Annotated in this window: 26 protein-coding genes; 23 read left to right on the top strand and 3 right to left on the bottom strand. The window is 66.5% G+C overall.

What is annotated here, in order from left to right:
• Window positions 1-109 precede the first annotated feature (109 nt).
• The 3 genes from rluC to sppA are packed head-to-tail and all read left to right on the top strand — an operon-like array spanning window position 110 to window position 2,724.
• Window positions 110-1,066: a 23S rRNA pseudouridine(955/2504/2580) synthase RluC gene (gene rluC / locus FG99_RS03260; RefSeq protein ID WP_043267268.1), complete on the top strand. Its 957-nt coding sequence runs from the start codon at window positions 110-112 to the stop codon at window positions 1,064-1,066.
• Window positions 1,059-1,754, top strand: a complete 696-nt coding sequence (locus FG99_RS03255; protein WP_043267266.1) for an HAD-IIIA family hydrolase — start codon at window positions 1,059-1,061, stop codon at window positions 1,752-1,754. The genes rluC and FG99_RS03255 overlap by 8 nt, the downstream gene beginning before the upstream one ends.
• Window positions 1,744-2,724, top strand: coding sequence for a signal peptide peptidase SppA (gene sppA, locus FG99_RS03250; RefSeq protein ID WP_009621418.1), 981 nt, complete (start codon window positions 1,744-1,746; stop codon window positions 2,722-2,724). Before FG99_RS03255 ends, sppA begins: the two co-directional genes overlap by 11 nt.
• 211 nt (window positions 2,725-2,935) lie before the next feature.
• Here sppA and FG99_RS03245 read toward each other — a convergent pair whose 3' ends face one another.
• On the bottom strand, window positions 2,936-3,514 hold the full coding sequence (locus FG99_RS03245) for a Maf family protein (RefSeq protein ID WP_043267264.1): 579 nt from the start codon (window positions 3,512-3,514) through the stop codon (window positions 2,936-2,938).
• 110 nt (window positions 3,515-3,624) lie between these two features.
• On the opposite strand from FG99_RS03245, the gene FG99_RS03240 reads away from it, so the two are divergent.
• The 13 genes from FG99_RS03240 to FG99_RS03180 all read left to right on the top strand — a co-directional run bounded on the left by FG99_RS03240 (window position 3,625) and on the right by FG99_RS03180 (window position 13,853).
• Complete coding sequence (locus FG99_RS03240; RefSeq protein ID WP_009621422.1) at window positions 3,625-4,155, top strand: YceD family protein; 531 nt, start codon at window positions 3,625-3,627, stop codon at window positions 4,153-4,155.
• Window positions 4,156-4,168: 13 nt separating this feature from the next.
• Window positions 4,169-4,351 (top strand): 50S ribosomal protein L32, encoded by a 183-nt coding sequence (rpmF, locus tag FG99_RS03235; protein ID WP_009621425.1) that lies wholly within the window; start codon window positions 4,169-4,171, stop codon window positions 4,349-4,351.
• A 3-nt stretch (window positions 4,352-4,354) separates the two neighbouring features.
• Window positions 4,355-5,362 carry a phosphate acyltransferase PlsX gene (gene plsX / locus FG99_RS03230; RefSeq protein ID WP_081884555.1) on the top strand — a complete coding sequence of 336 codons (1,008 nt, stop codon included), beginning with the start codon at window positions 4,355-4,357 and terminating at the stop codon, window positions 5,360-5,362.
• 205 nt (window positions 5,363-5,567) lie between these two features.
• A complete protein-coding gene (fabD, locus tag FG99_RS03225; protein WP_043267262.1) occupies window positions 5,568-6,506 on the top strand; it encodes an ACP S-malonyltransferase in 939 nt (312 codons plus the stop codon).
• Window positions 6,507-6,521: 15 nt separating this feature from the next.
• Window positions 6,522-7,265: a 3-oxoacyl-ACP reductase FabG gene (gene fabG, locus FG99_RS03220; RefSeq protein ID WP_009621431.1), complete on the top strand. Its 744-nt coding sequence runs from the start codon at window positions 6,522-6,524 to the stop codon at window positions 7,263-7,265.
• Window positions 7,266-7,459: 194 nt separating this feature from the next.
• Window positions 7,460-7,696, top strand: coding sequence for an acyl carrier protein (gene acpP / locus FG99_RS03215; protein WP_007160597.1), 237 nt, complete (start codon window positions 7,460-7,462; stop codon window positions 7,694-7,696).
• Between the two features lie 128 nt (window positions 7,697-7,824).
• Window positions 7,825-9,069 (top strand): beta-ketoacyl-ACP synthase II, encoded by a 1,245-nt coding sequence (fabF, locus tag FG99_RS03210; protein ID WP_043267259.1) that lies wholly within the window; start codon window positions 7,825-7,827, stop codon window positions 9,067-9,069.
• Entirely contained in the window at window positions 9,069-9,884 is an 816-nt protein-coding gene (pabC, locus tag FG99_RS03205; protein ID WP_043267257.1) for an aminodeoxychorismate lyase, read from the top strand. The genes fabF and pabC overlap by 1 nt, the downstream gene beginning before the upstream one ends.
• A gap of 6 nt (window positions 9,885-9,890) precedes the next feature.
• Window positions 9,891-10,973, top strand: coding sequence for an endolytic transglycosylase MltG (gene mltG, locus FG99_RS03200; protein WP_043267255.1), 1,083 nt, complete (start codon window positions 9,891-9,893; stop codon window positions 10,971-10,973).
• Between the two features lie 21 nt (window positions 10,974-10,994).
• Window positions 10,995-11,627, top strand: a complete 633-nt coding sequence (gene tmk / locus FG99_RS03195) for a dTMP kinase (RefSeq protein ID WP_043267253.1) — start codon at window positions 10,995-10,997, stop codon at window positions 11,625-11,627.
• Window positions 11,620-12,606 (top strand): DNA polymerase III subunit delta', encoded by a 987-nt coding sequence (locus tag FG99_RS03190; protein WP_043267251.1) that lies wholly within the window; start codon window positions 11,620-11,622, stop codon window positions 12,604-12,606. Before tmk ends, FG99_RS03190 begins: the two co-directional genes overlap by 8 nt.
• 34 nt (window positions 12,607-12,640) lie before the next feature.
• Entirely contained in the window at window positions 12,641-12,997 is a 357-nt protein-coding gene (locus FG99_RS03185; RefSeq protein ID WP_009621447.1) for a PilZ domain-containing protein, read from the top strand.
• A 79-nt stretch (window positions 12,998-13,076) separates the two neighbouring features.
• Entirely contained in the window at window positions 13,077-13,853 is a 777-nt protein-coding gene (locus FG99_RS03180; protein ID WP_043267249.1) for a TatD family hydrolase, read from the top strand.
• A gap of 660 nt (window positions 13,854-14,513) precedes the next feature.
• Here FG99_RS03180 and FG99_RS03175 read toward each other — a convergent pair.
• Window positions 14,514-15,647 carry an aminotransferase class V-fold PLP-dependent enzyme gene (locus FG99_RS03175; protein WP_043267247.1) on the bottom strand — a complete coding sequence of 378 codons (1,134 nt, stop codon included), beginning with the start codon at window positions 15,645-15,647 and terminating at the stop codon, window positions 14,514-14,516.
• An 84-nt stretch (window positions 15,648-15,731) separates the two neighbouring features.
• Here FG99_RS03175 and FG99_RS03170 point away from each other — a divergent pair, with 84 nt between their 5' ends.
• The 5 genes from FG99_RS03170 to FG99_RS03150 all read left to right on the top strand — a co-directional run bounded on the left by FG99_RS03170 (window position 15,732) and on the right by FG99_RS03150 (window position 19,575).
• Window positions 15,732-16,370 carry a TetR/AcrR family transcriptional regulator gene (locus FG99_RS03170; RefSeq protein ID WP_009621451.1) on the top strand — a complete coding sequence of 213 codons (639 nt, stop codon included), beginning with the start codon at window positions 15,732-15,734 and terminating at the stop codon, window positions 16,368-16,370.
• A gap of 83 nt (window positions 16,371-16,453) precedes the next feature.
• On the top strand, window positions 16,454-17,422 hold the full coding sequence (locus FG99_RS03165) for a GTP 3',8-cyclase MoaA (protein ID WP_043267245.1): 969 nt from the start codon (window positions 16,454-16,456) through the stop codon (window positions 17,420-17,422).
• A 29-nt stretch (window positions 17,423-17,451) separates the two neighbouring features.
• Window positions 17,452-18,342, top strand: coding sequence for a radical SAM protein (locus FG99_RS03160; RefSeq protein ID WP_009621455.1), 891 nt, complete (start codon window positions 17,452-17,454; stop codon window positions 18,340-18,342).
• Between the two features lie 64 nt (window positions 18,343-18,406).
• Window positions 18,407-19,018 (top strand): DUF4823 domain-containing protein, encoded by a 612-nt coding sequence (locus tag FG99_RS03155; protein ID WP_043267243.1) that lies wholly within the window; start codon window positions 18,407-18,409, stop codon window positions 19,016-19,018.
• Window positions 19,015-19,575: a DUF1285 domain-containing protein gene (locus tag FG99_RS03150; RefSeq protein ID WP_043267241.1), complete on the top strand. Its 561-nt coding sequence runs from the start codon at window positions 19,015-19,017 to the stop codon at window positions 19,573-19,575. Before FG99_RS03155 ends, FG99_RS03150 begins: the two co-directional genes overlap by 4 nt.
• 341 nt (window positions 19,576-19,916) lie before the next feature.
• Here FG99_RS03150 and FG99_RS03145 read toward each other — a convergent pair whose 3' ends face one another.
• Complete coding sequence (locus tag FG99_RS03145; protein WP_024128791.1) at window positions 19,917-21,572, bottom strand: electron transfer flavoprotein-ubiquinone oxidoreductase; 1,656 nt, start codon at window positions 21,570-21,572, stop codon at window positions 19,917-19,919.
• Between the two features lie 346 nt (window positions 21,573-21,918).
• On the opposite strand from FG99_RS03145, the gene FG99_RS03140 reads away from it, so the two are divergent.
• Both FG99_RS03140 and FG99_RS03135 read left to right on the top strand, forming a co-directional pair.
• Window positions 21,919-22,668, top strand: a complete 750-nt coding sequence (locus tag FG99_RS03140) for an electron transfer flavoprotein subunit beta/FixA family protein (RefSeq protein ID WP_009621462.1) — start codon at window positions 21,919-21,921, stop codon at window positions 22,666-22,668.
• On the top strand, window positions 22,668-23,597 hold the full coding sequence (locus FG99_RS03135; protein ID WP_043267238.1) for an electron transfer flavoprotein subunit alpha/FixB family protein: 930 nt from the start codon (window positions 22,668-22,670) through the stop codon (window positions 23,595-23,597). The genes FG99_RS03140 and FG99_RS03135 overlap by 1 nt, the downstream gene beginning before the upstream one ends.
• Window positions 23,598-23,631 lie beyond the last annotated feature (34 nt).

The raw sequence follows: 23,631 nt of genomic DNA, 5'->3' as shown, positions 1-23,631 counted from the left end.
GATGGCGATTTCGCTGACATCCGCGGGCCCGGCCACTTTTGGCGGCCTCCCGAATATAGCAGCAATGATTAAGTGCTTCAATTGAATGAAAAATTGCTATGATGGGCGGATGACGACTTCCTCCCCTCCGACTTCCGGCGTCCAGCTGCTTGAAGTCGCGCCGGAATATGCCGGCCAGCGCATCGACAATTTCCTCAGAACTCAGCTCAAAGGCGTACCCAAGACCTTGATCTATCGCATCCTGCGCAAGGGCGAGGTGCGGGTGAACAAGGGGCGGATCAAGCCCGAGTACAAGCTGCAGGCCGGGGACGTGGTGCGTGTGCCGCCGCTGCGCCTGGCCGAGCGCGACGAGCCGGCGCCGCTGGCCCAGGGGCTGCTTGAGCGCCTGGGGGCCGCCATCGTCTACGAAGACAAGGCGCTGATCGTGATCAACAAGCCCGCCGGCATCGCCGTGCACGGCGGCAGCGGCCTCAGCTATGGCGTGATCGAGGCCTTCCGCCAGCTGCGCCCGGAGGCCAAGGACCTGGAGCTGGTGCACCGCCTGGATCGCGATACCTCCGGCCTGCTGATGATCGCCAAGAAGCGCAGCATGCTGCGCCACCTGCATGATGCGCTGCGCAACGAGCATGTGGTGGACAAGCGCTACCACGCCCTTGTGCGCGGCAGTTGGCCGGCGGCGAAGAAGCAGATCCGCGCGCCGCTGCTGAAGAACAATCTGCGCTCCGGCGAGCGCATGGTGGAGGTCAACGTCGAAGGCAAGGACGCGCTCACCGAGTTCAAGGTGCTGCGCCGCTTCGGCGACTTCGCCACCCTGGTGGAGGCGCGGCCGATCACCGGGCGCACCCACCAGATCCGCGTGCACGCCAAGCATGCCGGGCATTCCATCGCCGGCGACGCCAAGTACGGCGACGACGAATTCTCCCGCGAGATCCGCGAACTGGGCGGCAAGCGCCTGTTCCTGCATTCCGCGCAGCTGCGCGTGCCCATGCCCGACGGCTCCACCCTGGAGCTGGAGGCCGAGGTGGACGACATCTGGCGCAGCACCCTGGAGCGCCTGGATGCCTGATTACGCGCTGCTGGTCTTCGACTGGGACGGCACTCTGGTCGATTCCGTCGGCCGCATCGTCGAGTCGATGCGGGTGGCGGCCGAGCGTTCCGGCCTGCCGCGGCGCAGCGACGAAGCCATAAAAGGCATCATCGGCCTGGGGCTGCCGGAGGCGATCCAGACGCTGTACCCGGAAGTCGACGATGAGGCGGCGCTGACAGTCTTTCGTGGCGATTACGCCGAGCATTATCTGATGCTGGAGGTCGAACCTTCTCCTTTGTTCCCCGGCGTGGCCGATGCGCTGGAGCATTTCCGCCAGTCCGGCTACCGTCTGGCGGTCGCCACCGGCAAGAGCCGCCGCGGCCTGGACCGGGTGCTGAAGGGGCAGGGCTGGGAAGGCTTCTTCGACATCACCCGCGCCGCCGACGAGTCGGCGAGCAAGCCCGACCCGCGCATGCTGCATGAAATCCTCGCGCATTGCCGGGTCGAGCCGGGCCGCGCGCTGATGGTCGGGGATGCGCCCTTCGACCTGGAGATGGCGCGCCGGGCGGGCATGGACTCGGTGGCGGTGTCCTACGGGGCGCAGCCGCTGTCCGTGCTGCGCGAGTACGGCCCGCGCCTGGAAATCGGGCATTTCAACGAATTGCGCGCCTGGCTGGATGGCCGGGCGCAGGACCTACGGATCGAGGTGAACGAGCATGTCGGATGAGTGGAAGGCCGAGGAGCCCGGCAAGGAAGACGCGAAGAGCTGGAAGCTGCTGGAGAAGGCTGTGCTGGCGGGCGTGCAGGAACAGCGCCGGGCCCGTCGCTGGGGCATCTTCTTCAAGCTGCTGACCTTCGTCTACCTGTTCGGCGCCCTGGCGCTGTTCACTCCCTTGAGCGGCCTGTCCAAGTCCGCCTCGCGCAGCGGCAGCCATACCGCGCTGATCGAGGTGAAGGGCATGATCGCCGACGACGAGCCGGCCAGCGCCGACAATGTCGTCGGGGCGCTGAAGGCGGCCTTCGAGGACAGCGGCACCAAGGGCATCGTCCTGCGCATCAACAGCCCGGGCGGCAGTCCGGTGCAGTCCGGCTATATATATGACGAGATCAAGCGCCAGCGCGGCCTGCATCCGGACGTGAAGGTCTACGCGGTGATCAGCGACCTGGGAGCATCCGGCGCCTACTACATCGCCAGCGCCGCCGATGAAATCTACGCCGACAAGGCCAGCCTGGTCGGCTCCATCGGCGTCACCGCCGCCACCTTCGGCTTCGTCGGCACCATGGAGAAGCTCGGCGTCGATCGCCGCGTCTACACCTCCGGCGAGCACAAGGCCTTCCTCGATCCCTTCCAGCCGCCCAAGGCCGAAGAGACGCAGTTCTGGCAGGGCGTGCTGGACACCACCCACAAGCAGTTCATCGACAGCGTGAAGAAAGGGCGCGGCGATCGCCTGAAGGACAAGGATCATCCCGAGCTGTTCTCCGGGCTGATCTGGTCCGGCGAGCAGGCGCTGCAGCTCGGCCTGATCGATGGTCTGGGCAGTACCAGCTACGTGGCGCGCGATGTGATCAAGGAAAAGGAAATCGTCGACTACACCGTGCAGGAAACGCCGTTCGACCGCTTCGCCAAGAAGATCGGCGCCAGCGTCGCCGAGCGCCTGGCGCTGTGGATGGGCTGGCAGGGGCCGGCGCTGCGCTGAGGTCCTGGTGTTCGAAACGAGCCGCTGCCTTATATAGAGAGAGGCAGCGGCTTTTTCGTTTCCGGGCGGGCCTTGTCGACCTCCGCTCCTACACCGCCCGCCCATGCCATTCCCCTGTAGCGGGCCCTGCCCGCGATTCGCGCGCAGGGCGCGCTCCTACATGTTCCGGAAGGGGGCCGATTGTAGGGGGGGCGGACTCCGTCCGCGATGCTCAGGGAACCTGTACACCTTCCGCCAGCAGCATATCCACCAGGCGAATCAGCGGCAGGCCGACCAGGCTGGTGCCATCCTCGCCCTCGGTCGCGCGGAACAGGCTGACGCCCAGGCCCTCGGCCTTGAAGCTGCCGGCGCAATCGAAGGGGCGTTCGGCTTCCAGGTAGCGGCGGATGCGCGCCTCGTCCAGTTCGCGGAAGTGCACGCGGAAGGGGATGCAATCCACCTGGCAGCGGCCGCTGGCGCTGTCCAGCAGGGCCAGGCCGGTGAGGAAGCTGACGCTGCTGCCGCTGGAGGCCTTGAGTTGCTCCATGGCCCGCTCCAGGGTGTGCGGCTTGCCGAGGATCGCCTGGCCCTGGACGGCGGCCTGGTCCGAGCCGATGATCAGGTGCTCGGGAAAGCGCGCCGCCAGCGCCCGCGCCTTGGCTTCGGCGAGGCGGCGCACCAGTTGTTCGGCGCTTTCGCCGGGCAGCGGGCTTTCATCTATATCCGGGCTCGCGCATTCGAAGGGCAGGCGCAGGCGTTGCAGCAATTCGCGGCGGTAGGGCGAGCTTGAGGCGAGAATCAGTGGGCGCATCGGGAGTCTCCTGGGCGAAGTCCGCGATTCTAGCGAAAAGGCTGTCCATACAGCGGTTTATGCCTAATTTCCTTTGACAGAGGCGGGTGCATCCCTATAATGGCGCGCTTATGTTGAATGGGCCGATACCACCTCACGTCGATCCGCGCAAATTGGTAGAGCGCGAAGCCACCCTCGAGGGTGTGCTGCCGCTCGCCAGTATGCCGCGGGTTTGCGAACAGCTGACCAGCAGCGACGGCAACGTCCGGGCGAAGTTCTTCTTCCACCGCGACGAGCAGAAGCTGGCGGTCATGCATGTCGAAGTCGACGCGCAGGTGAGCATGGTATGCCAACGCTGCCTCGAGCCGGCGACCTTCCAGGTCACCAGCGAGTCCGACTTCGCCATCCTCTGGGAAGGCCAGTCTGCCGAGGGGCTGCCGAAGGGGTACGATGCGCTGGAAGTGGGGGAGGAACCCCTCGACCTGCCGCCTCTGGTCGAGGACGAGCTGTTGCTCGCCTTGCCCATCGTTCCGGCCCATGACCCTGAAGAATGCCAGCATCCGGCGGGATTTGCAGCAGCGCCCGAGCCGAGCGAGAACGTGGAAGAACGTCCCAACCCGTTCAGCGTACTGGCGCAGTTGAAGCGTGACCCAAACGTTTAGGAGTTAATCAATCATGGCTGTTCAGCAGAACAAAAAATCCCGTTCCGCTCGTGACATGCGTCGTTCCCACGATGCGCTCGATGCGAACGCTCTGTCCGTGGAAAAGAGCACCGGTGAAGTCCACCTGCGCCACCACGTCTCCCCGGACGGCTTCTATCGCGGCCGCAAGGTCGTAGACAAGGGCTCTGACGAGTAATCCTTGTCCGCACCAATCATCGCGATTGATGCAATGGGTGGGGACTTCGGTCCCCACTGCATTGTTCCGGCCAGCATTTCCTTCCTGGCCCAGCACCCCGCTCTGCAACTGGTCCTCGTCGGCCAGGCTCCCCTTCTCGAAGAACTCTGCGCCCGCGTTCCCGCGGTCGACCGCCCGCGCCTGCACATCCAGCACGCCAGCGAAGTCATCGGCATGGACGAACGCCCGTCCCAGGCCCTGCGCAGCAAGCCCGACTCCTCCATGCGCGTCGCCCTGGAACTGGTCCGTGACGGTACGGCCCATGCCTGCGTCAGTGCCGGCAACACCGGCGCGCTGATGGCCCTGTCGCGCTATCTGCTCAAGACCTTGCCGGGCATCGACCGGCCGGCCATGGTCACCGCCGTGCCGACCCAGACCGGGCATTGCCACCTGCTGGACCTGGGGGCGAACGTCGATTGCAGCGCCGAGCACCTCTACCAGTTCGCCGTGATGGGCGCGGTGGCGGCAGAGGCGCTGGGCAAGGCCAACCCGAGGGTGGCGCTGCTCAACGTCGGCACCGAGGAAATCAAGGGCAACCAGCAGGTCAAGCTGGCCTCGACCCTGCTGGAACAGGCGCGCGGCATCAACTACATCGGCTACATAGAAGGCGACGGCCTGTACCGCGGCCTGGCCGACGTGGTGGTATGCGACGGTTTCGTCGGCAACATCCTGCTGAAAGCCAGCGAGGGGCTGGCGGCCATGGTGGTCAGCCGCCTGGAGCAACTGTTCGCGTCCAGCCTGTCGGCGAAAGCCATCGGCCTGGTGGCCATGCCGCTGCTGCGCCGCCTGCGCAGCGACCTGACGCCGGCCCGGCACAATGGCGCGAGCTTCCTGGGGCTGCAGGGCATCGTGGTGAAGAGCCACGGCAGCGCGGCCGAGGAGGGCATCCAGAGCGCTCTGCGCCGGGCCCTGGCGGAAATCCGCGAGAACCTGCCGCAGCGGCTCCATGGGCGGCTTGAGAGCCTTCTCTAAGTAACTGAATAGAAAGGAAATAGAGATTTCTGGCGGTAATGGAAGTATGCTTGCGCACCGCGCTCGCAAGGCTGCCCGACGAGATGAAGTGCTCGCCCTGGCGATGTGACCGCGCGGTCGAGGCCGTCATCCAACTGTCAGTTCCATGCGCCAGGCTGCTGCTGGCGTTACCCTTCGACGAAACAGACACAAGGGACCCGTTGCAATGTCCGCATCCCTCGCATTCGTTTTCCCCGGCCAGGGCTCGCAATCCCTCGGCATGCTGGCCGAGCTGGGCGCGCAGCACGCACTGGTGCGTGACACCTTCGCCGAAGCCTCGTCGGCCCTGGGCTACGACCTCTGGGCGCTGGTGCAGGAAGGCCCGGAAGAGCGCCTGAACCAGACCGACAAGACCCAGCCCGCCATCCTCACCGCCTCCATCGCCCTGTGGCGCCTGTGGCAGGCCGAGGGCGGCGCCGCGCCGGCCTACGTCGCCGGCCACAGCCTGGGCGAGTACTCGGCCCTGGTCGCCGCCGGCAGCCTGGGCTTCGCCGAGGCGGTGAAACTGGTCGAGCGCCGCGGCCAATTGATGCAGGAAGCGGTGCCCGCCGGTACCGGCGGCATGGCCGCGATCCTCGGCCTGGAAGACGCCGACGTGCTGGCCGCCTGCGCCGAAGCCGCGCAGGGTGAGGTGGTCAGCGCCGTCAACTTCAACGCTCCCGGCCAGGTGGTGATCGCCGGCGCCGCCGCCGCGGTCGAGCGTGCCATCGAGGCCTGCAAGGCGCGCGGCGCCAAGCGCGCCGTGGCGCTGCCGGTCAGCGTGCCGTCGCACTGCGCGCTGATGCGCCCGGCCGCCGAGCGCTTCGCCGAAGCGGTGGAAGCCATCGCCTGGCAAGTTCCGCAGATCGCCCTGGTGCAGAACGTCAGCGCCCAGGTGCCGGCGGACCTCGACACCCTCAAGCGCGACCTTCTGGCGCAGCTGTACAGCCCGGTGCGCTGGGTCGAGACCGTGCAACTGCTCGCCGCCAAGGGCGTGAGCGATCTGGTAGAGTGCGGCCCTGGCAAGGTCCTGGCCGGCCTGAACAAGCGTTGCGCCAAGGGCGTGAACACCCACAATCTGGATTCGGCGGACGCCTTCGCGGCGGCTCGTGCGGCTCTGGCTTGAACAGGAGATAAGAGCATGAGTCTGCAAGGTAAGGTTGCCCTGGTCACCGGCGCGAGCCGCGGCATCGGCCAGGCCATCGCCCTGGAACTGGGCCGCCTGGGCGCCATCGTCATCGGCACCGCCACCAGCGCCTCGGGCGCCGAGAAAATCGCCGAATACCTCAAGGCCAACGGCATCGAAGGCGCCGGCCTGGTCCTGGACGTTTCCAGCGACGAATCCGTCGCCTCCACCCTCGAACACATCCAGCAGCACCTCGGCCAGCCGCTGATCGTGGTCAACAACGCCGGCATCACCCGCGACAACCTGCTGATGCGGATGAAGGACGACGAGTGGTTCGACGTGGTCAACACCAACCTCAACAGCCTCTACCGTCTGTCGAAAGCCGTGCTGCGCGGCATGACCAAGGCTCGCTGGGGTCGCATCATCAACATCGGCTCGGTGGTCGGCGCCATGGGTAATGCCGGGCAGACCAACTATGCCGCGGCGAAGGCCGGCCTAGAGGGCTTCACCCGCGCCCTGGCGCGCGAAGTGGGCTCCCGTGCCATCACCGTCAACGCGGTGGCCCCGGGCTTCATCGACACCGACATGACCCGCGAGCTGCCCGAAGCCCAGCGCGAAGCGCTGCTCGGCCAGATTCCGCTGGGGCGTCTCGGCCAAGCCGAAGAGATCGCCAAGGTGGTAGGATTCCTCGCCTCCGATGGTGCCGCCTATGTGACCGGCGCCACGGTACCGGTGAATGGCGGAATGTACATGAGCTGAATGTGACCTTACTCTTCGCGGATGTGTCATATGCGCTGTCTAAAATCCGTTATATAGATGCAACTGGGTTATAGACAGAACATCGTGGTGGTCGCGAAGGGGCGTCGGCGTTCAGCTTGAAATGCAGAAAACCCTTTCTATACACTTACCCGCAGCCCAGCTGTACGGATTGTCCATAGGAGTGAAAACAAGGTATGAGCACCATCGAAGAACGCGTCAAGAAGATCGTTGCTGAGCAACTCGGCGTTAAGGAAGAAGAAGTCACCAACAGCGCTTCCTTCGTCGAAGACCTGGGCGCGGACTCCCTTGACACCGTTGAGCTGGTGATGGCTCTGGAAGAGGAATTCGAGACCGAAATCCCCGACGAGCAAGCCGAAAAGATCACCACCGTGCAGGAAGCCATCGACTACATCGTTGCCCACCAGCAATAAGTAGCCGTTTCCGACGGAAGAAGCCGCACGGCCTGCAAAGGCGTGCGGCTTTTCTTTAGCATGGCGCTGGACAGCCCTGGTCGCGGTCCGGCGCCTATGCCGTGTATTCGCAAAATGAGGAAGTCGTAGTGTCGCGCAGACGCGTCGTCATCACTGGCATGGGTATGCTCTCGCCGCTGGGCGTGGACGTGCCGAGTTCCTGGCAGGGTATCCTGGCCGGCCGCAGCGGTATCGCCCCGATCGAGCACATGGACCTTTCCGCCTTTTCCACCCGCTTCGGCGGTTCGGTGAGGGGGTTCGACGTCGAGCAGTACATGTCCGCCAAGGAAGCCCGCAAACTCGACCTGTTCATCCAGTACGGCCTGGCCGCCAGCTACCAGGCGGTGCGCGATTCCGGTCTGGAAGTCACCGACGCCAACCGCGAGCGCATCGGCGTCGCCATCGGCTCCGGCATCGGCGGCCTGACCAACATCGAGAACACCTGCCGTTCTCTGTTCGAGCAGGGGCCGCGGCGCATTTCGCCGTTCTTCGTGCCCGGCTCGGTCATCAACATGGTTTCCGGGTTCCTGTCGATCAACCTCGGTCTGCAGGGCCCCAACTACGCCATCACCACCGCTTGCACCACCGGCACCCACAACATCGGCATGGCCGCGCGCAACATCGCCTACGGCGAGGCTGACGTGATGGTCGCCGGCGGTTCGGAAATGGCCACCTGCGGCCTGGGCATCGGCGGTTTCGGCGCCGCCCGCGCGCTGTCCACCCGCAACGAAGAGCCGGCCAGGGCCAGCCGCCCGTGGGACAGGGACCGCGACGGCTTCGTGCTCTCCGACGGCGCCGGCGCCGTGGTGCTGGAAGAGCTGGAGCACGCCAAGGCCCGCGGCGCGCGCATCTACGCCGAGCTGGTCGGCTTCGGCATGAGCGGCGACGCCTTCCACATGACCGCGCCGCCGGAAGATGGCGCCGGCGCTGCCCGTTGCATGAAGAACGCCCTGCGCGACGCCGGCGTGAACCCGGAGCAGGTCGACTACATCAACGCCCATGGCACCTCCACCCCGGCCGGCGACATCGCCGAGATCTCCGCGGTGAAGTCGATCTTCGGCGAGCACGCCTACAAGCTGTCGATGAGCTCGACCAAGTCCATGACCGGCCACCTGCTCGGTGCCGCCGGCGCGGTGGAAGCCATCTTCTGCATCCTGGCGCTGCGCGACCAGGTGGCGCCGCCGACCATCAACCTGGACAACCCGGACGAAGGCTGCGACCTCGACCTGGTGGCGAACCGGCTCAAGGAGCGCAGCATCGAAGTGGCGGTGTCCAACTCCTTCGGCTTCGGCGGCACCAACGGTTCCCTGGTGTTCCGCCGGTTCAACGGCTGATGTCCGCCTGGGTCGACGGCCGGCCCGCCGAGGCCCTGTCCGTGCGCGATCGCGGGCTGGCCTACGGCGATGGCCTGTTCGAGACCATTGCCGTGCGCGCCGGCCGACCACGCCTGCTGGCGCGGCACCTGGCGCGCCTGGAAGAGGGCGCCCGGCGCCTGTTCCTGCCGGTGTCGCTGGCCCAGGTCGAGCAGGAACTGCTGGCCTTCGCCGCGCAACTGGGCGAAGGCGTGGCCAAGCTGATGCTGACCCGCGGCGAAGGCCTGCGCGGTTATGCCGCGCCGGCCGACGCCCAGGTGCGGCGCATCCTCATCGGCTCGCCGGCGCCAGCCTACCCGGCGGCCCATTTCGACGAGGGCATCGCCCTTTTCCCCTGCGCCACCCGCCTGGCCGAGCAACCGCTGTTGGCCGGCCTCAAGCACCTCAACCGCCTGGAGCAGGTCCTGGCCCGCAGCGAATGGAGCGACCCGGCCTTCGCCGAGGGGCTGATGCGCGACCAGGGCGGGCGCGTGGTCGAAGGCGTATTCAGCAACCTGTTCCTGGTCCGCGACGGCCAATTGATCACGCCCGAACTGAGCCGCTGCGGAGTGGCCGGGGTGATGCGCGCCGAACTGCTGGAGTGGGCGGCGGGGCAGGGCATTCCCACTGCGGTTCGGGATGTTGCCTACGTCGAACTGTTGCAGGCCGATGAGGTCTTTCTCTGCAACAGCCTCTATGGTGTCTGGCCGGTGCGTCGACTCGAAGCCCATGCCTGGCCGGTCGGGGCGATCACCCGTAAACTGCAAGCCCACTTCCGCGAACGCCTGGATTCCTGACCTGTGATGCGCAAATTGCTGGTGCTGCTGGAAAGCGGCCTGCTGTTGGCCGGGCTGTTGCTCGGCCTGGCCGGCTGGGAGCAGCGCCGGGCCCTGCAGCAGCCGCTGCAGCTGACCGAAGAACGCCTGCTGGACGTCCCTTCCGGCGCCACCCCGGGGGCGCTGCTGACGCGCCTGCAGGACGAGGAAGTGCTGCACGGCGCCTTCTGGCTGCGCCTGTACTGGCGCTTCAACCTGGCCGGGCAGGCCCTGCACAGCGGCGAATACCGGCTCAAGCCGGGGATGAGCGGCGACGACCTGCTGGAGCTGTGGCGCGAAGGCGACGTGGTGCAGTACAGCCTGACCTTGGTAGAGGGCTGGACCTTCCACCAGTTCCGCGAACTGCTGGCGCGTCAGCCCAAGCTGGAAGCCACCCTGGCCGGCCTCAGCGACGAAGAGGTGATGAAGCGCCTGGGCAAGGCCGGCGTCGTGCCCGAGGGGCACTTCTTCCCGGACACCTACCGCTATGTCCGCGGCATGCGCGACATCGACCTGCTCAAGCTGGCCTACCAGCGCATGGAGCGCATCCTCGACCAGGAGTGGCAGGGCCGCAGCGGCGACCTGCCCTACAAGGACCCGTACCAGGCGCTGATCATGGCATCGCTGGTGGAGAAGGAAACCGGCGTGCCCCAGGAGCGCCCGCAGATCGCCGGGGTCTTCGTGCGCCGCCTGCAGAAGAACATGCTGCTGCAGACCGACCCGACCGTGATCTACGGCATGGGCGAGCGCTACAGCGGCAAGATCAGCCGCGCCGACCTGCGCGAGCCCACCCCCTACAACACCTACGTGATCGCCGGCCTGCCGCCGACGCCGATCGCCATGCCCGGGCGCGAGGCGATCCATGCCGCGCTCAATCCGGCCGATGGCCAGAGCCTGTATTTCGTCGCCCGTGGCGATGGCAGCCACGTGTTTTCCGACAACCTCGACGACCACAACAAGGCGGTGCAGGAATACCAGCTGAAGCGGCGCGCGGACTACCGGTCCAGCCCCGCGCCGATTCCCGCACCGGCGCCGGCGGAAGCTCCCGGGCAACCGCCGGCGCAGCAGTAGCACAGACAGAAGGAGAGCCGAGTGAGCGGCCTGTTCGTCACCCTGGAAGGCCCCGAAGGCGCGGGCAAGACCACCAACCGCGAGTACCTGGCCGAGCGCCTGCGCGAACGCGGCGTGGAAGTGCAGCTGACCCGCGAGCCCGGCGGCACGCCGCTGGCCGAGCGCATCCGCGAGCTGCTGCTGGCCCCCAGTGACGAGCCGATGGCGGTGGATACCGAGCTGCTGCTGATGTTCGCCGCCCGCGCCCAGCACCTCGCCCAGGTCATCCGCCCGGCCCTGGCCCGTGGCGCCGTGGTGCTCTGCGACCGCTTCACCGACGCCACCTACGCCTACCAGGGCGGTGGCCGAGGCCTGCCGGAGTCGCGCATCGCCGAACTGGAACGCTTCGTCCAGGGCGACCTGCGCCCGGACCTGACGCTGGTCTTCGACCTGCCGGTGGAAGTCGGCCTGGCCCGCGCCGCCGCCCGCGGCCGCCTGGACCGCTTCGAGCAGGAAGGCCGCGAATTCTTCGAGGCGGTGCGCCAGACCTACCTGCGCCGCGCCGCCGCCGAGCCACAGCGCTATCACGTGCTCGACGCCGCGCAGCCGCTGGCGCGCGTACAGGCCGACATCGAGGCCCTGCTGCCGAACCTGCTGGAGCGCCTGCATGGCTGAGATCTACCCCTGGCAGGCCACGCTCTGGCAGCAGCTCAGCGGCCGCCCGCGGCATGCCCACGCCTACCTGCTGCACGGCCCCGCGGGCATCGGCAAGCGCGCCCTGGCCGACAACCTGGTGGCCCTGCTGCTCTGCCAGCACCCGGCCGGCGGCCGCGCCTGTGGCCAGTGCAAGGGTTGCCAATTGCTGGCCGCCGGCACCCATCCGGATTTCTTCCTGCTGGAGCCGGAAGAGCCGGAGAAGCCCATCCGCGTCGACCAGGTCCGCGAACTGGTGGACTTCGTGGTGCAGACCGCGCAGTTGGGCGGGCGCAAGGTGGTGCTGCTGGAGCCGGCCGAGGCGATGAACCTCAACTCCGCCAACGCCCTGCTCAAGAGCCTGGAGGAGCCCTCCGGCGACACCGTGCTGCTGCTGATCAGCCACCAGCCCAGCCGCCTGCTGCCGACCATCAAGAGCCGCTGCGTGCAGCAGGCCTGCCCGCAGCCGAGCGCCGAGCAGAGCCGCGCCTACCTGGCCAGCGTGCTGCCCGGCGAGGACGCCGCCGCGCTCGACGAACTGCTGGTCCTGGCCGGCGGCTCGCCGCTGACCGCCCAGCGCCTGTACGGCCAGGGCGTGCGCGAACAGCGCGCGCTGGTGGTGGAGGGAGTGAAGAAGCTGCTCAAGCAGCAGATCGCCCCCGGCCAACTGGCGGAAAGCTGGAACGCCGTGCCGCTGCCGCTGCTGTTCGACTGGTTCTGCGACTGGGCGCTGGGCATCCTGCGCTACCAACTGACCCGCGACGAGGCGGGGCTGGGCCTGGCGGACATGCGCAAGGTGCTGCAGTACCTGGCGGAGAAGTCCACCCAGCCCAAGGTCATGGCGATCCAGGACTGGTTGCTGGAGCACCGGCAGAAAGTCCTGAACAAGGCCAACCTCAACCGTGCCCTGCTTCTCGAAGCCCTGCTCGCGCAGTGGGCAAGCCTGCCGGGGCCGGGCTAGAATCGGCCAATCGGATCATCGCTAGGACAGCCCAATGAGCTTGCCACCGAACCTGGGACCGCGTAACGGTATCCTGTCCCTGACCATCAAGGACAAGTCCGTACTCTATGCCGCATACATGCCGTTCATCCGCAACGGCGGGCTGTTCATCCCGACCAACAAGACCTACAAGCTGGGCGACGAGGTCTTCATGCTGCTCAACCTGATGGACGAGCCGGAGAAGATCCCGGTGGCCGGCAAGGTGGTCTGGATCACTCCCAAGGGCGCCCAGGGCAACCGCGCCGCGGGCATCGGCGTGCAGTTCAACGACGGCGACAACACCGCGCGCAACAAGATAGAGACGTACCTGGCCGGGGCGCTGAAGTCCGACAGGCCGACCCACACCATGTAAGTCGCGCGCCGCGGCGCGCATGAGCAGAACGCAGGAGGCGCCCGCAGGGGCGCTTCGTCATTTCCGGAGTACCCATTCGATGCTGGTCGATTCCCATTGCCACCTCGACCGCCTGGACCTCGCGGCCCATGGCGGTTCGCTGGACGCCGCCCTGGACGCCGCGCGCGCCCGTGGCGTCGGGCAGTTCCTCTGCATCGGCGTCAGCGCCGACAACGCCTGGGCGGTCAAGGCCCTGGCCGAACGCTACGCCGACGTGCACTGCTCGGTGGGCGTCCACCCATTGGACCTGGAACCCGGCGCAGCCCCGGCCCTGGACTGGCTGCTGGCCGAACTGAACCACCCGCGGGTGGTGGCCATCGGCGAGACCGGCCTGGACTACCACTACGAACCCGAAGCCGCCGAACTGCAGCAGGAAGCCTTCCGCCTGCACCTGGAAGCGGCGAAGCTCACCGGCAAGCCGGTCATCGTCCACACCCGCGAGGCCCGCGCCGACACCCTGGCGCTGCTGCGCGAGGCGGCGCTGCCCCAGGCCGGCGTGCTGCACTGCTTCACCGAGGACTGGGAAATGGCCAAGGCGGCCCTGGACATCGGCTTCTACATCTCGCTGTCGGGCATAGTCACCTTCCGCAACGCCGAAGCCCTGCGCGAAGTGGCCCGCCAGGTACCAGCCGACCGCCTGCTGGTGGAAACCGACTCGCCGTACCTGGCGCCGGTACCGCACCGCGGCAAGCCGAACCTGCCGGAGTACGTGCGCGAAGTGGCCGAGTACCTGGCGGTGTTGCGTGGGGTGAGCTTCGAGGTGTTGGCTGAGCAGACCACGGCGAACTTCAGGCGGTTGTTCCCGTTGGCGGCGTGATGCTCGGTGGTTCGTGCCACCGGATAGCTCCATGCACGGCGAGCCCAATCGCGGACGGAGTCCGCTCCTGCGCCCCGGCAAATATGACACCCGTAGGATGGGTTGAGCGAAGCGATACCCATCGCCGTGGCCGCATGGGTTTCGCCAAGGCTCAACCCATCCTACGAAAAGCGCCTCGGTGCAGTCGGCAAGACAGTTGCTCCTATGCCGCCCAACCCACGGCATTCCCCTGTAGGAGCGGGCCCTGCCGGCGATTTGGCGGATAACGCCCTGGGCGTTATGCGCCCTACGGGTTTCCAGGGTAACGTCAGCGGACGCCGGAATGGCCAAGGCTCGCGAGCAAGCTCGCGCCTACAGGCAGGAAAGGGTAAGCACAGCCCAATTATTTCACGCACATAAAAAAAACCCGGGTTCTGGGGGATGAATCCGGGTCAAGACCATTAGGAGTGTAACAATAAGGTACGCGATCCTCGGTACCTTCACTGGCGGGGCACTTGGGGGGAGATGCCGCACACCAGTAAGTTGAAGTATTGGCCAAGATGGCAGAGCTTCCACAACCACCCGGCGGTTTTTTAAACAGATTTGGAATACTGCCGCGCCCATGGCCTGCCATTTGCCGCTTGCCAGCGGGGCCAGGCCCCCTGGCTCGCGGGTTGCGGCTTATTCCCGGGCCAGGGCCGAGATGATGGCCAGTGTGTCCTTTATCACGTTTTCCGGGGTGTAGAAGTGCGGCGAGAAGCGCACCCCGGCGCCGCGCTGGATGCACACCACCTGTTCGGCCTTCAGCCGCTCGTGCAGGCGGGCGTTGTCCCAGCCGTCGAGACTGAAGGTCAGGATGCCGGCCCGGCGCTCGGGTTGCTGCGGGCTGTGCAGGCGCGCTCCGGGGATGCCTTGCAGGCCATCCTGCAAGGCCTGTACCCGTTCGGCCAGGGCCGCGCCGACCGCCGGCATGCCGAATTCCTCCAGCAGCCCCAGGCTGGCGTCCAGGGCCACGGCGCCGAGCATGTTCGGGCTGCCGCATTCGAAGCGCCGTGCGCTGCGCGCCGGCTGCCAGTCGGTCTGGTTGTAGTTGCCGGCGTTCTCCAGCATGTGCCAGCCGTATTCCTGCAACGACAGCAGGTCGCGCTCGGCGGCGCGGCAGTAGAACACCCCCAGGCCCTCGGGGCCGAGCATCCACTTGTGGCCGTCGGCCATGGCGAAGGCGCAGTCGTAGGCCTGGGCGTCGAAGGGCAGGGCGCCCAGTTGTTGGATGGCGTCGATGCAGAACAGCACGCCCCGCTGGCGGCAGCCGGCGCCGAGGCGCTCCAGGTCCATGCGCAGGCCGCTGGCGTACTGCACGGCGCTGATCGACAGCAGGCGCGTGCGCGGCCCGCAGGCGGCCAGCAGGTCGGCCTCGGGATCGGCGCCTTCCAGGCTCACCTGGATGACCTCCACCCCGCGCGGCTTCAGGGCTTCCCAGACGACGCGGTTGGAGGGGAATTCCTGGTCGCTGATCACCACCTGGTCGCCGGGGCGCCAGTCGAGTCCGAAGGCCACGAAGGAAAGGGCTTCGGACGTATTCTTCACCAGGGCGACGTCGCCCGTGGTGGCGGCGCCGACCAGCTGCGCAAGGCGCTGGCGCAGGCGGTTCTCCACCTGCAGCCACTGCGGATAGTCGCGCGCGCCCAGGCGGATGTTCTCGCTGGCGAAGGCGGCGACGGCGTCGGCGCTACGCTTGGGCCAGGGCGCCACGGCAGCGTGGTTCAGGTAGCGCAGGCCGGGTTCCTGGGGAAACTCTAAAGAAAGCGGATTCATGGCGGATGTTCCGTGCATTTTGTCGCTGAATAGGCATAATACGCGGCTCCGGATTTTGACTATTTTTGACCGAACAGTCTTTTTATGCAGAAAGAGCCACGCAAGGTTCGCGAATTCCGTCGTCGCGAACAGGAGATCCTCGACACCGCCCTCAAGCTGTTCCTTGAGCAGGGCGAAGACAGTGTCACGGTCGAGATGATCGCCGATGCCGTGGGTATCGGCAAAGGCACCATCTACAAGCACTTCAAGTCGAAGGCGGAGATTTACCTGCGCCTGATGCTCGACTACGAGCGCGACCTGGCGGCGCTGTTCCACTCCGAGGACGTCGCCCGCGACAAGGAACGCCTGTCGCGCGCCTACTTCGAGTTCCGCATGCGCGATCCGCAGCGCTACCGCCTGTTCGACCGCCTGGAAGAGAAGGTGGTGAAGAACAGCCAGGTGCCGGAGATGGTCGAGGAACTGCACAAGATCCGCGAATCCAACTTCGAGCGCTTGAGCCAGTTGATCAAGGAGCGCATCGCCGCCGGCAAGCTGGAGGACGTGCCCGCGTACTTCCACTACTGCGCGGCCTGGGCCCTGGTGCACGGCGCCGTGGCGCTGTACCACTCGCCCTTCTGGCGCGAGGTGCTGGAGGACCAGGAGGGCTTCTTCCAGTTCCTCATGGACATCGGCGTGCGCATGGGCAACAAGCGCAAGCGCGACGGCGACACCCCTGCCGCCTGAGCCAATGCCGGCGGCGCTTTCGGGCCGCCGCCGCGGCCCGGCGGGGATATACTGACAGAACCACTCTCCGCCGGAGTCGATCGATGATCGTCGACCGCCAGGGCAGGCGCTTCCGCAACCTGCGCGTCAGCCTTACCGCCGCCTGCAACTACGCCTGCACCTATTGCGTGCCGGACGGCAAGCGCCTGGTCGCCGCGCAGGACGAGCTGTCCGCACAGAGCCTGGTGCGCGGCGTGGCCTACCTGATCGAGGCCGCGGGCATCGAGCGCCTGCGCATCACCGGCGGCGAACCCCTGGTCAGCCCCAAGCTCGACGAATTCCTGCATGGCGTCAGCCGCCTGGGCCTGAAGGACATCAGCCTGACCAGCAACGGCCAGTTGCTTTCGCGCAAGCTGCCGCTGCTGCTGGAATGCGGTATCCGCCGGCTGAACGTTTCCCTCGACACCCTGGACGCCGCGGCCTTCCGCGGCATCGCCCGCGGCGGCGACCTGGCCACTGTGCTCAAGGGGCTGGACGAAGCCAGCGCCGCGGGCATGAAGGTCAAGGTCAACATGGTGCCGCTGCGCGGGCAGAACCTCGACCAGGTCGTCCCGCTGCTGGACTACTGCCTGGCGCGCGGCTTCGAACTGCGCTTCATCGAGCTGATGCGCATGGGCCACCTGGCCCGCGACGGCAACGCCTTCGCCAGCCAGTTCGTCGGCCTGCGCGAGCTGCTCGAACTGATCGGCCGCGACCATCCCTACGTCCAGGCCGACGCCCCGGTGGATGCCACCGCGCTGCGCTACGAAGTGCCGGGGCAGGGCTTCTTCGGCGTGATCGCCAACGAAAGCGTACCCTTCTGCCGCACCTGCTCGCGGCTGCGCCTGTCCTCCACCGGCTGGCTGCACGGCTGCCTGTCCTCCAGCAACCGCCACTACGTCGGCGATCTGCTCGACAAGCCGCGCCACCAGGCCCTGCCGGCCCTGCAGCGGCTGCTGGTGAAGGCCCTGGCGGACAAGCAGGAAGTGGCCTTCTCCGGCGGCGTCACGGTGATGAAGATCATCGGCGGCTGAAACCCGACATTCCCCAAGCCAAGCGATCCATGCACGACTTCCCCATTTCCTATATCGAACCGGTGTTCCGCCCGCCGAGCGAGGCGCATTCGCTGATCCTGCCGGTGACCAACGGCTGCTCCTGGAACCAGTGCGGCTTCTGCGAGATGTACACCCAGCCGCAGAAGAAATTCCGCGCCCGCGACGAGGCCGAGGTGCTGGAGGAGATCCGCCGCTGCGGCGAGCGCCTGATCGTCCAGCGCGTGTTCCTCGCCGACGGCGATGCCCTGGTGCTGCCGACGCGGCGCCTGCTGAACGTCCTGCGGGCGATCCGCGAGCACCTGCCGGAGGTGCGGCGGGTGTCCAGCTACTGCCTGCCGCGCAACCTGCGCAAGAAGTCGGTGGCGGAACTGAAGGAACTGGCCGACGCCGGGCTGGGCATGGCCTACGTCGGCGCCGAGTCCGGCGACGACGAGGTGTTGGCGCGGGTGAACAAGGGCGAGACCTACGCCTCGACCCTCGACGCCCTGGACAAGCTCGGCCAGGCCGGCATCAAGCGCTCGGTGATGATCCTCAACGGCCTCGGCGGCCAGGGCCTGAGCGAGCAGCACGCGGACAACTCGGCGCGCCTGATGAACGCCGCGCAGCCGGAGTTCCTCTCCACCCTGGTGGTCAGCTTCCCCACCGGCGAGCAGCGCTTGCGCGAAGGCTTCCCCGACTTCCAGCCGCTGGGCCAGGCCCAACTGTTCGCCGAGGTCGAGCGCCTGCTGCAGGGTCTGGAGTTGCGCGACACCGTGTTCCGCAGCGACCACGCCTCCAACTACCTTGTGCTCAAGGGCGTGCTCGGCGCCGACAAGCCGCGCCTGCTGGCCCAGGTGCGCGAGGCCATCGAGCGGCCGCAGCAGGCGAAGCTGCGCCAGGAATGGCAGCGCGGCCTGTGATGGCGCGGAAGCTGCATCCGTCCGGCCAACGCCGGTTTTTCGACGCCGGCCGCGGAGAGATCGAATGCGCTACCTGTTGTTGACCCTGGCCCTGGCTGCGCTGGCCGGCTGCATGAAGCCCAGCGACATGGCCGAACGCACCGGCTACTACATGGGCGACGCCGGCTTCCTCGACCACAGCCACACCCACCGCACGGGGAACTGGCGGGTGCAGCCGGACTCCTTCATCTACATCGCCCAGGGGCACTTCGTGCCGCCGGGGCATCCCTACGCGCGGCCCAACGTGGTGGCGGAGGAGGCCTTCAAGGGCTTCGTCGAATACTTCCCGCAGGTGCGCCGGGCCAAGGCCCCGGAGGGCCTGGACGAGGCCATGCAGGAGGCGCGGGCGGCCGGCGCCGACTACCTGCTGTACACGCGCTTCGCCCGCGGCGAGGACAATGTGGGAAACTGGGAAGAGTACGAAGACACCGACAACGACGTCGGACGCGACCGCAGCGTGATCCAGGTGATGCTGATCGACACCGGCAACCGCTTCCTGCTGGACAGCGCCACCATCCGCAGCCGCGGCGGTTTCCTGACGTTCTATGACGCCCGGCCCGAGGATCTGATCGGGCCGCCGCTGGAAGACTATGCCCGCAGCCTGCTGGGGGTGAAGGCGACCGAGGAGTTCCAATGACCGATACAGGCAAGGCCGGCGACCTGCTGGCGCAGATTCCCGCCGGCAAGGGCCTGCCGCCCGTGCACCTGTGGAACCCGCCGTTCTGCGGCGATATCGACATGCGCATCGCCCGCGACGGCACCTGGTACTACCTGGGCACGCCCATCGGGCGCAAGCCGATGGTCAAGCTGTTCTCCAGCATCATCCGCCGCGATGGCGACGACTACTTCCTGGTCACCCCGGTGGAGAAGTGCGGCATCCGCGTCGACGACGCGCCTTTCGTCGCCGTGACACTGAGCGTGGAAGGGCAGGGCGAGGCGCAGCGACTGCGCTTCACCAGCAACGTCGAGGACGAGTTCGTCGCCGGCCCCGACCATCCGATCCGCGTCGACATCGACCCGCAGACCCAGGAGCCGGCCCCCTACGTGCTGGTGCGCAGCAACCTGGAGGCGCTGATCCACCGCAACGTCTTCTACCAGCTGGTCGAACTGGCCGTGCCGCGGCTGATCGATGGCCAGGAATGGCTGGGCGTGTGGAGCGGCGGCGAGTTCTTCGCCATCGGCCCGCAGCCGTGACCGGCGGGTCCCGGAGCGGCCGGTAGTTCGCGGAAGGTGTCGCTACAGCGGTTGGGGCCTCAAGCCCCTGCGCCCGTACTCCTTGTAGGAGCGCGCCCTGCGCGCGATTCGCGGGCAGGGCCCGCTCCTACGAAAAGCCGTGCTCGCCTGCAATGTAGTCGTAGGATGGGTTGAGCGAAGCGATACCCATCACCACGACCGCATGGGTTTCGCAGGCTCAACCCATCCTACGAAGAGCACCTCGGCGCAGGCACAAAAAAACGCCGTTTCCTGTGAGGGAAACGGCGTTCTTCATTACACGGCGGCCTTACATGTTGGGCTGATTTACATGTTGGGCTGATTTACATATTGGGATAGTTCGGCCCGCCGGTGCCTTCCGGGGCGATCCAGGTGATGTTCTGCGCCGGATCCTTGATGTCGCAGGTCTTGCAGTGCACGCAGTTCTGCGCGTTGATCTGGAAGCGCTTGCTGCCGTCGTCGTTGCTCACCACTTCGTACACGCCGGCCGGGCAGTAGCGCTGCGCCGGTTCGTCGTAGAGCGGCAGGTTCTTGGCGATCGGCACGCTCGGGTCGGTCAGCTTGAGGTGGATCGGCTGGTCTTCCTCGTGGTTGGTGTTGGAGAGGAACACCGAGGAGAGCTTGTCGAAGCTCAGCTTGCCGTCCGGTTTCGGGTAGTCGATCTTCGGCGCTTCGCTGGCCTTCTTCAGGCAGGCGTAGTCCGGGGTGGTGTCGTGCAGGGTGAGCGGGATCTTGCCGCCGAAGAAGTTCTGGTCGATGAAGTTGAAGGCACCGCCGCCGATGGCGCCGAACTTGTGGATGGCCGCGCCGAAGTTGCGGCTGCGGAACAGCTCGTCGTACAGCCAGCTGGCCTTGAAGGCGTCCACGTAGTTGCTCAGCTCGTCGCCGCCTTCACGGCCGGCGGCCAGGGCTTCGGCGATGGCCTCGGCGGCCAGCATGCCGGACTTCATGGCGGTGTGGCTGCCCTTGATCTTGGCGAAGTTCAGGGTGCCCAGGTCGCAGCCGATCAGCGCGCCGCCGGGGAAGACCATCTTCGGCAGCGAGTTCAGGCCGCCCTTGCAGATGGCGCGGGCGCCGTAGGCCACGCGCTTGCCGCCTTCGAGGTACTGCTTGATCACCGGGTGGTGCTTGTAGCGCTGGAACTCGTCGAAGGGCGACAGGTGCGGGTTGCTGTAGGACAGGTCGATGATCAGGCCGACCACCACCTGGTTGTTCTCCAGGTGATAGAGGAAGGAGCCGCCCGGGTTGTCGTCGTTCAGCGGCCAGCCGGCGGTGTGCACCACCAGGCCCTGGTCGTGCTTGGCCGGGTCGATGTCCCAGATTTCCTTGATGCCGATGCCGTAGTGCTGGGCGTCGGCGTCGCTGTCGAGCTTGTACTTCCTGATCAGCTGCTTGCCGATGTGGCCACGGCAGCCTTCGGCGAACAGGGTGTACTTGGCGCGCAGCTCCATACCGGGGGTGTAGTACCCTTCTTTCGGATTGCCTTCGCGGTCGACGCCCAGGTCGCCGGTGACGATGCCGCGGACCACGCCGTTCTCGTCGATCAGCGCTTCCTGGGCGGCGAAGCCCGGGTAGATCTCCACGCCCAGGCCTTCGGCCTGCTGGGCCAGCCAGCGGCACAGGTTGCCCAGGGAGATGATGTAGTTGCCCTCGTTGTGCATGGTCTTGGGCACGAAGAAGTTCGGCACCTTGGTGGCGGCCTGGTCGTTCTTCAGGACGTAGATGTCGTCGCGCTTGACCGGGGTGTTCAGCGGGGCTTCGAGTTCCTTCCAGTTGGGGAACAGCTCGTTCAGCGCGCGGGGCTCGAACACGGCGCCAGAGAGAATGTGGGCGCCTACTTCGGAACCCTTCTCGACCACACAGACGCTGATTTCCTGACCCGCGTCGGCGGCCTTCTGCTTCAGTCGGCATGCGGCGGACAGACCGGCAGGGCCGGCGCCGACGATGACGACGTCGAATTCCATGTATTCGCGTTCCACTTCTCGATCTCTCCTAACTCAAGGCTCTACAGGCTATTTGTTGGTATGGGGCCGGGGGCGCTACCCCGGACAGAGCGGGGCGCAATTATAGCGACAGGGCCCAGCATAGTTATACCCCTCGTTTTGGGCAATACAAACGTTTGTTTGAAATGCGCGGAAGCCTGATAGAATCGGCTTCCGCGCCTTATGAACGGGCATTCACGCGTATTGACCCGACAGGGCGATGCGGTCAAGATAGCCACGGTTTTGCGGTCGCGGTCTCGCTGGATGTAGTCGCAGATGGCGTGCACTACCGGCCAGGCCTGTCTGGCGACATTCCTATTCACCGGAGAAAAACGAGGAATCCATGAAGGTTCTTGTAGCTGTCAAACGAGTGGTTGACTATAACGTCAAGGTCCGCGTCAAGGCGGACAACTCCGGCGTCGATCTCGCCAACGTGAAAATGTCCATGAACCCCTTCTGCGAAATCGCCGTGGAAGAGGCCGTGCGTCTGAAGGAAAAAGGCGTCGCCACTGAAATCGTCGCCGTCTCCGTCGGCCCGACCGCGGCCCAGGAACAACTGCGCACCGCCCTGGCCCTGGGCGCCGACCGCGCCATCCTGGTCGAGACCAACGAAGAACTGAATTCCCTGGCCATCGCCAAGGCCCTGAAGGCCGTGGTCGACAAAGAGCAGCCGCAGCTGGTCATCCTCGGCAAGCAGGCCATCGACAGCGACAACAACCAGACCGGCCAGATGCTGGCCGCGCTGACCGGCTACGCCCAGGGCACCTTCGCCTCCAAGGTCGAAGTGGCTGGCGACAAGGTCAACGTCACCCGTGAAATCGACGGCGGCCTGCAGACCGTTGCGCTGAACCTGCCGGCGATCGTCACCACCGACCTGCGCCTGAACGAGCCGCGCTATGCGTCGCTGCCGAACATCATGAAAGCGAAGAAGAAGCCGCTGGACGTGGTGACCCCGGACGCCCTCGGCGTTTCCACCGCTTCCACCGTGAAGACCCTGAAAGTGGAAGCTCCGGCTGCCCGCAGCGCCGGCATCAAGGTCAAGTCCGTGGCTGAACTGGTCGAGAAACTGAAGAACGAGGCGAAAGTAATCTGATGGCTATCCTGGTAATCGCTGAGCACAACAACGGCGTCCTGGGCGCTGCCACCCTGAACACCGTCGCTGCCGCGCAGAAGATCGGTGGCGATGTCGCCGTGCTGGTCGCCGGCCAGAACGTCGGCGCCGTGGCAGAAGCCGCCGCCAAGATCGCGGGCGTTGCCAAGGTGCTGGTCGCCGACAACGCCGCCTACGCCCACCAACTGCCGGAGAACGTCGCTCCACTGGTGGCCGACCTCGGCAAGGGCTACAGCCACATCCTGGCCGCCGCCACCACCAACGGCAAGAACTACCTGCCGCGCGTCGCCGCGCTGCTGGACGTCGACCAGATCTCCGAGATCATCGAAGTGGTCAGCGCCGACACCTTCAAGCGCCCGATCTACGCCGGCAACGCCATCGCCACCGTGCAGTCCTCGGCTCCGGTCAAGGTCATCACCGTGCGCACCACCGGCTTCGACGCCGTCGCCGCCGAAGGCGGTTCGGCTGCCGTCGAGCAGGTATCCGGCCCGGCCGATGCCGGCAAGTCCGCCTTCGTCGGCGAAGAGCTGGCCAAGTCCGACCGTCCGGAACTGACCGCCGCCAAGATCGTGGTCTCCGGTGGCCGCGGCATGGGCAACGGCGACAACTTCAAGATCCTCTACGCCCTGGCCGACAAGCTGGGCGCCGCCGTCGGCGCTTCCCGCGCCGCGGTCGACGCCGGCTTCGTGCCGAACGACATGCAGGTCGGCCAGACCGGCAAGATCGTCGCCCCGCAGCTGTACATCGCCGTGGGCATCTCCGGCGCCATCCAGCACCTGGCGGGCATGAAGGACTCGAAAGTCATCGTGGCCATCAACAAGGACGAAGAGGCGCCGATCTTCCAGGTCGCCGACTACGGCCTGGTTGGCGATCTGTTCGAGCTCGTACCGGAGCTGGAAAAGGCCGTCTGAGCCTGAACCGCTGACGAAGGAACCCGCTCCCAGG

It is taken from the genome of Pseudomonas sp. AAC, assembly GCF_000725445.1.
Taxonomy (GTDB): Bacteria; Pseudomonadota; Gammaproteobacteria; order Pseudomonadales; family Pseudomonadaceae; genus Pseudomonas; species Pseudomonas citronellolis.
Note: the sequence above shows the minus strand (reverse complement) of the source record. Positions and strands in the feature narration are given on the sequence as shown.

Bases quoted from the DNA above. Each gene is read 5' to 3' on its own strand.
- rluC (WP_043267268.1), top strand. From the start codon at position 110: ATGACGACTTCCTCCCCTCCGACTTCCGGCGTCCAGCTGCTTGAAGTC.
- FG99_RS03255 (WP_043267266.1), top strand. From the start codon at position 1,059: ATGCCTGATTACGCGCTGCTGGTCTTCGACTGGGACGGCACTCTGGTC.
- sppA (WP_009621418.1), top strand. From the start codon at position 1,744: ATGTCGGATGAGTGGAAGGCCGAGGAGCCCGGCAAGGAAGACGCGAAG.
- FG99_RS03245 (WP_043267264.1), bottom strand. From the start codon at position 3,514: ATGCGCCCACTGATTCTCGCCTCAAGCTCGCCCTACCGCCGCGAATTG.
- FG99_RS03240 (WP_009621422.1), top strand. From the start codon at position 3,625: ATGTTGAATGGGCCGATACCACCTCACGTCGATCCGCGCAAATTGGTA.
- rpmF (WP_009621425.1), top strand. From the start codon at position 4,169: ATGGCTGTTCAGCAGAACAAAAAATCCCGTTCCGCTCGTGACATGCGT.
- fabD (WP_043267262.1), top strand. From the start codon at position 5,568: ATGTCCGCATCCCTCGCATTCGTTTTCCCCGGCCAGGGCTCGCAATCC.
- fabG (WP_009621431.1), top strand. From the start codon at position 6,522: ATGAGTCTGCAAGGTAAGGTTGCCCTGGTCACCGGCGCGAGCCGCGGC.
- acpP (WP_007160597.1), top strand. From the start codon at position 7,460: ATGAGCACCATCGAAGAACGCGTCAAGAAGATCGTTGCTGAGCAACTC.
- pabC (WP_043267257.1), top strand. From the start codon at position 9,069: ATGTCCGCCTGGGTCGACGGCCGGCCCGCCGAGGCCCTGTCCGTGCGC.
- mltG (WP_043267255.1), top strand. From the start codon at position 9,891: ATGCGCAAATTGCTGGTGCTGCTGGAAAGCGGCCTGCTGTTGGCCGGG.
- FG99_RS03190 (WP_043267251.1), top strand. From the start codon at position 11,620: ATGGCTGAGATCTACCCCTGGCAGGCCACGCTCTGGCAGCAGCTCAGC.
- FG99_RS03185 (WP_009621447.1), top strand. From the start codon at position 12,641: ATGAGCTTGCCACCGAACCTGGGACCGCGTAACGGTATCCTGTCCCTG.
- FG99_RS03180 (WP_043267249.1), top strand. From the start codon at position 13,077: ATGCTGGTCGATTCCCATTGCCACCTCGACCGCCTGGACCTCGCGGCC.
- FG99_RS03175 (WP_043267247.1), bottom strand. From the start codon at position 15,647: ATGAATCCGCTTTCTTTAGAGTTTCCCCAGGAACCCGGCCTGCGCTAC.
- FG99_RS03170 (WP_009621451.1), top strand. From the start codon at position 15,732: ATGCAGAAAGAGCCACGCAAGGTTCGCGAATTCCGTCGTCGCGAACAG.
- FG99_RS03165 (WP_043267245.1), top strand. From the start codon at position 16,454: ATGATCGTCGACCGCCAGGGCAGGCGCTTCCGCAACCTGCGCGTCAGC.
- FG99_RS03160 (WP_009621455.1), top strand. From the start codon at position 17,452: ATGCACGACTTCCCCATTTCCTATATCGAACCGGTGTTCCGCCCGCCG.
- FG99_RS03155 (WP_043267243.1), top strand. From the start codon at position 18,407: ATGCGCTACCTGTTGTTGACCCTGGCCCTGGCTGCGCTGGCCGGCTGC.
- FG99_RS03150 (WP_043267241.1), top strand. From the start codon at position 19,015: ATGACCGATACAGGCAAGGCCGGCGACCTGCTGGCGCAGATTCCCGCC.
- FG99_RS03140 (WP_009621462.1), top strand. From the start codon at position 21,919: ATGAAGGTTCTTGTAGCTGTCAAACGAGTGGTTGACTATAACGTCAAG.
- FG99_RS03135 (WP_043267238.1), top strand. From the start codon at position 22,668: ATGGCTATCCTGGTAATCGCTGAGCACAACAACGGCGTCCTGGGCGCT.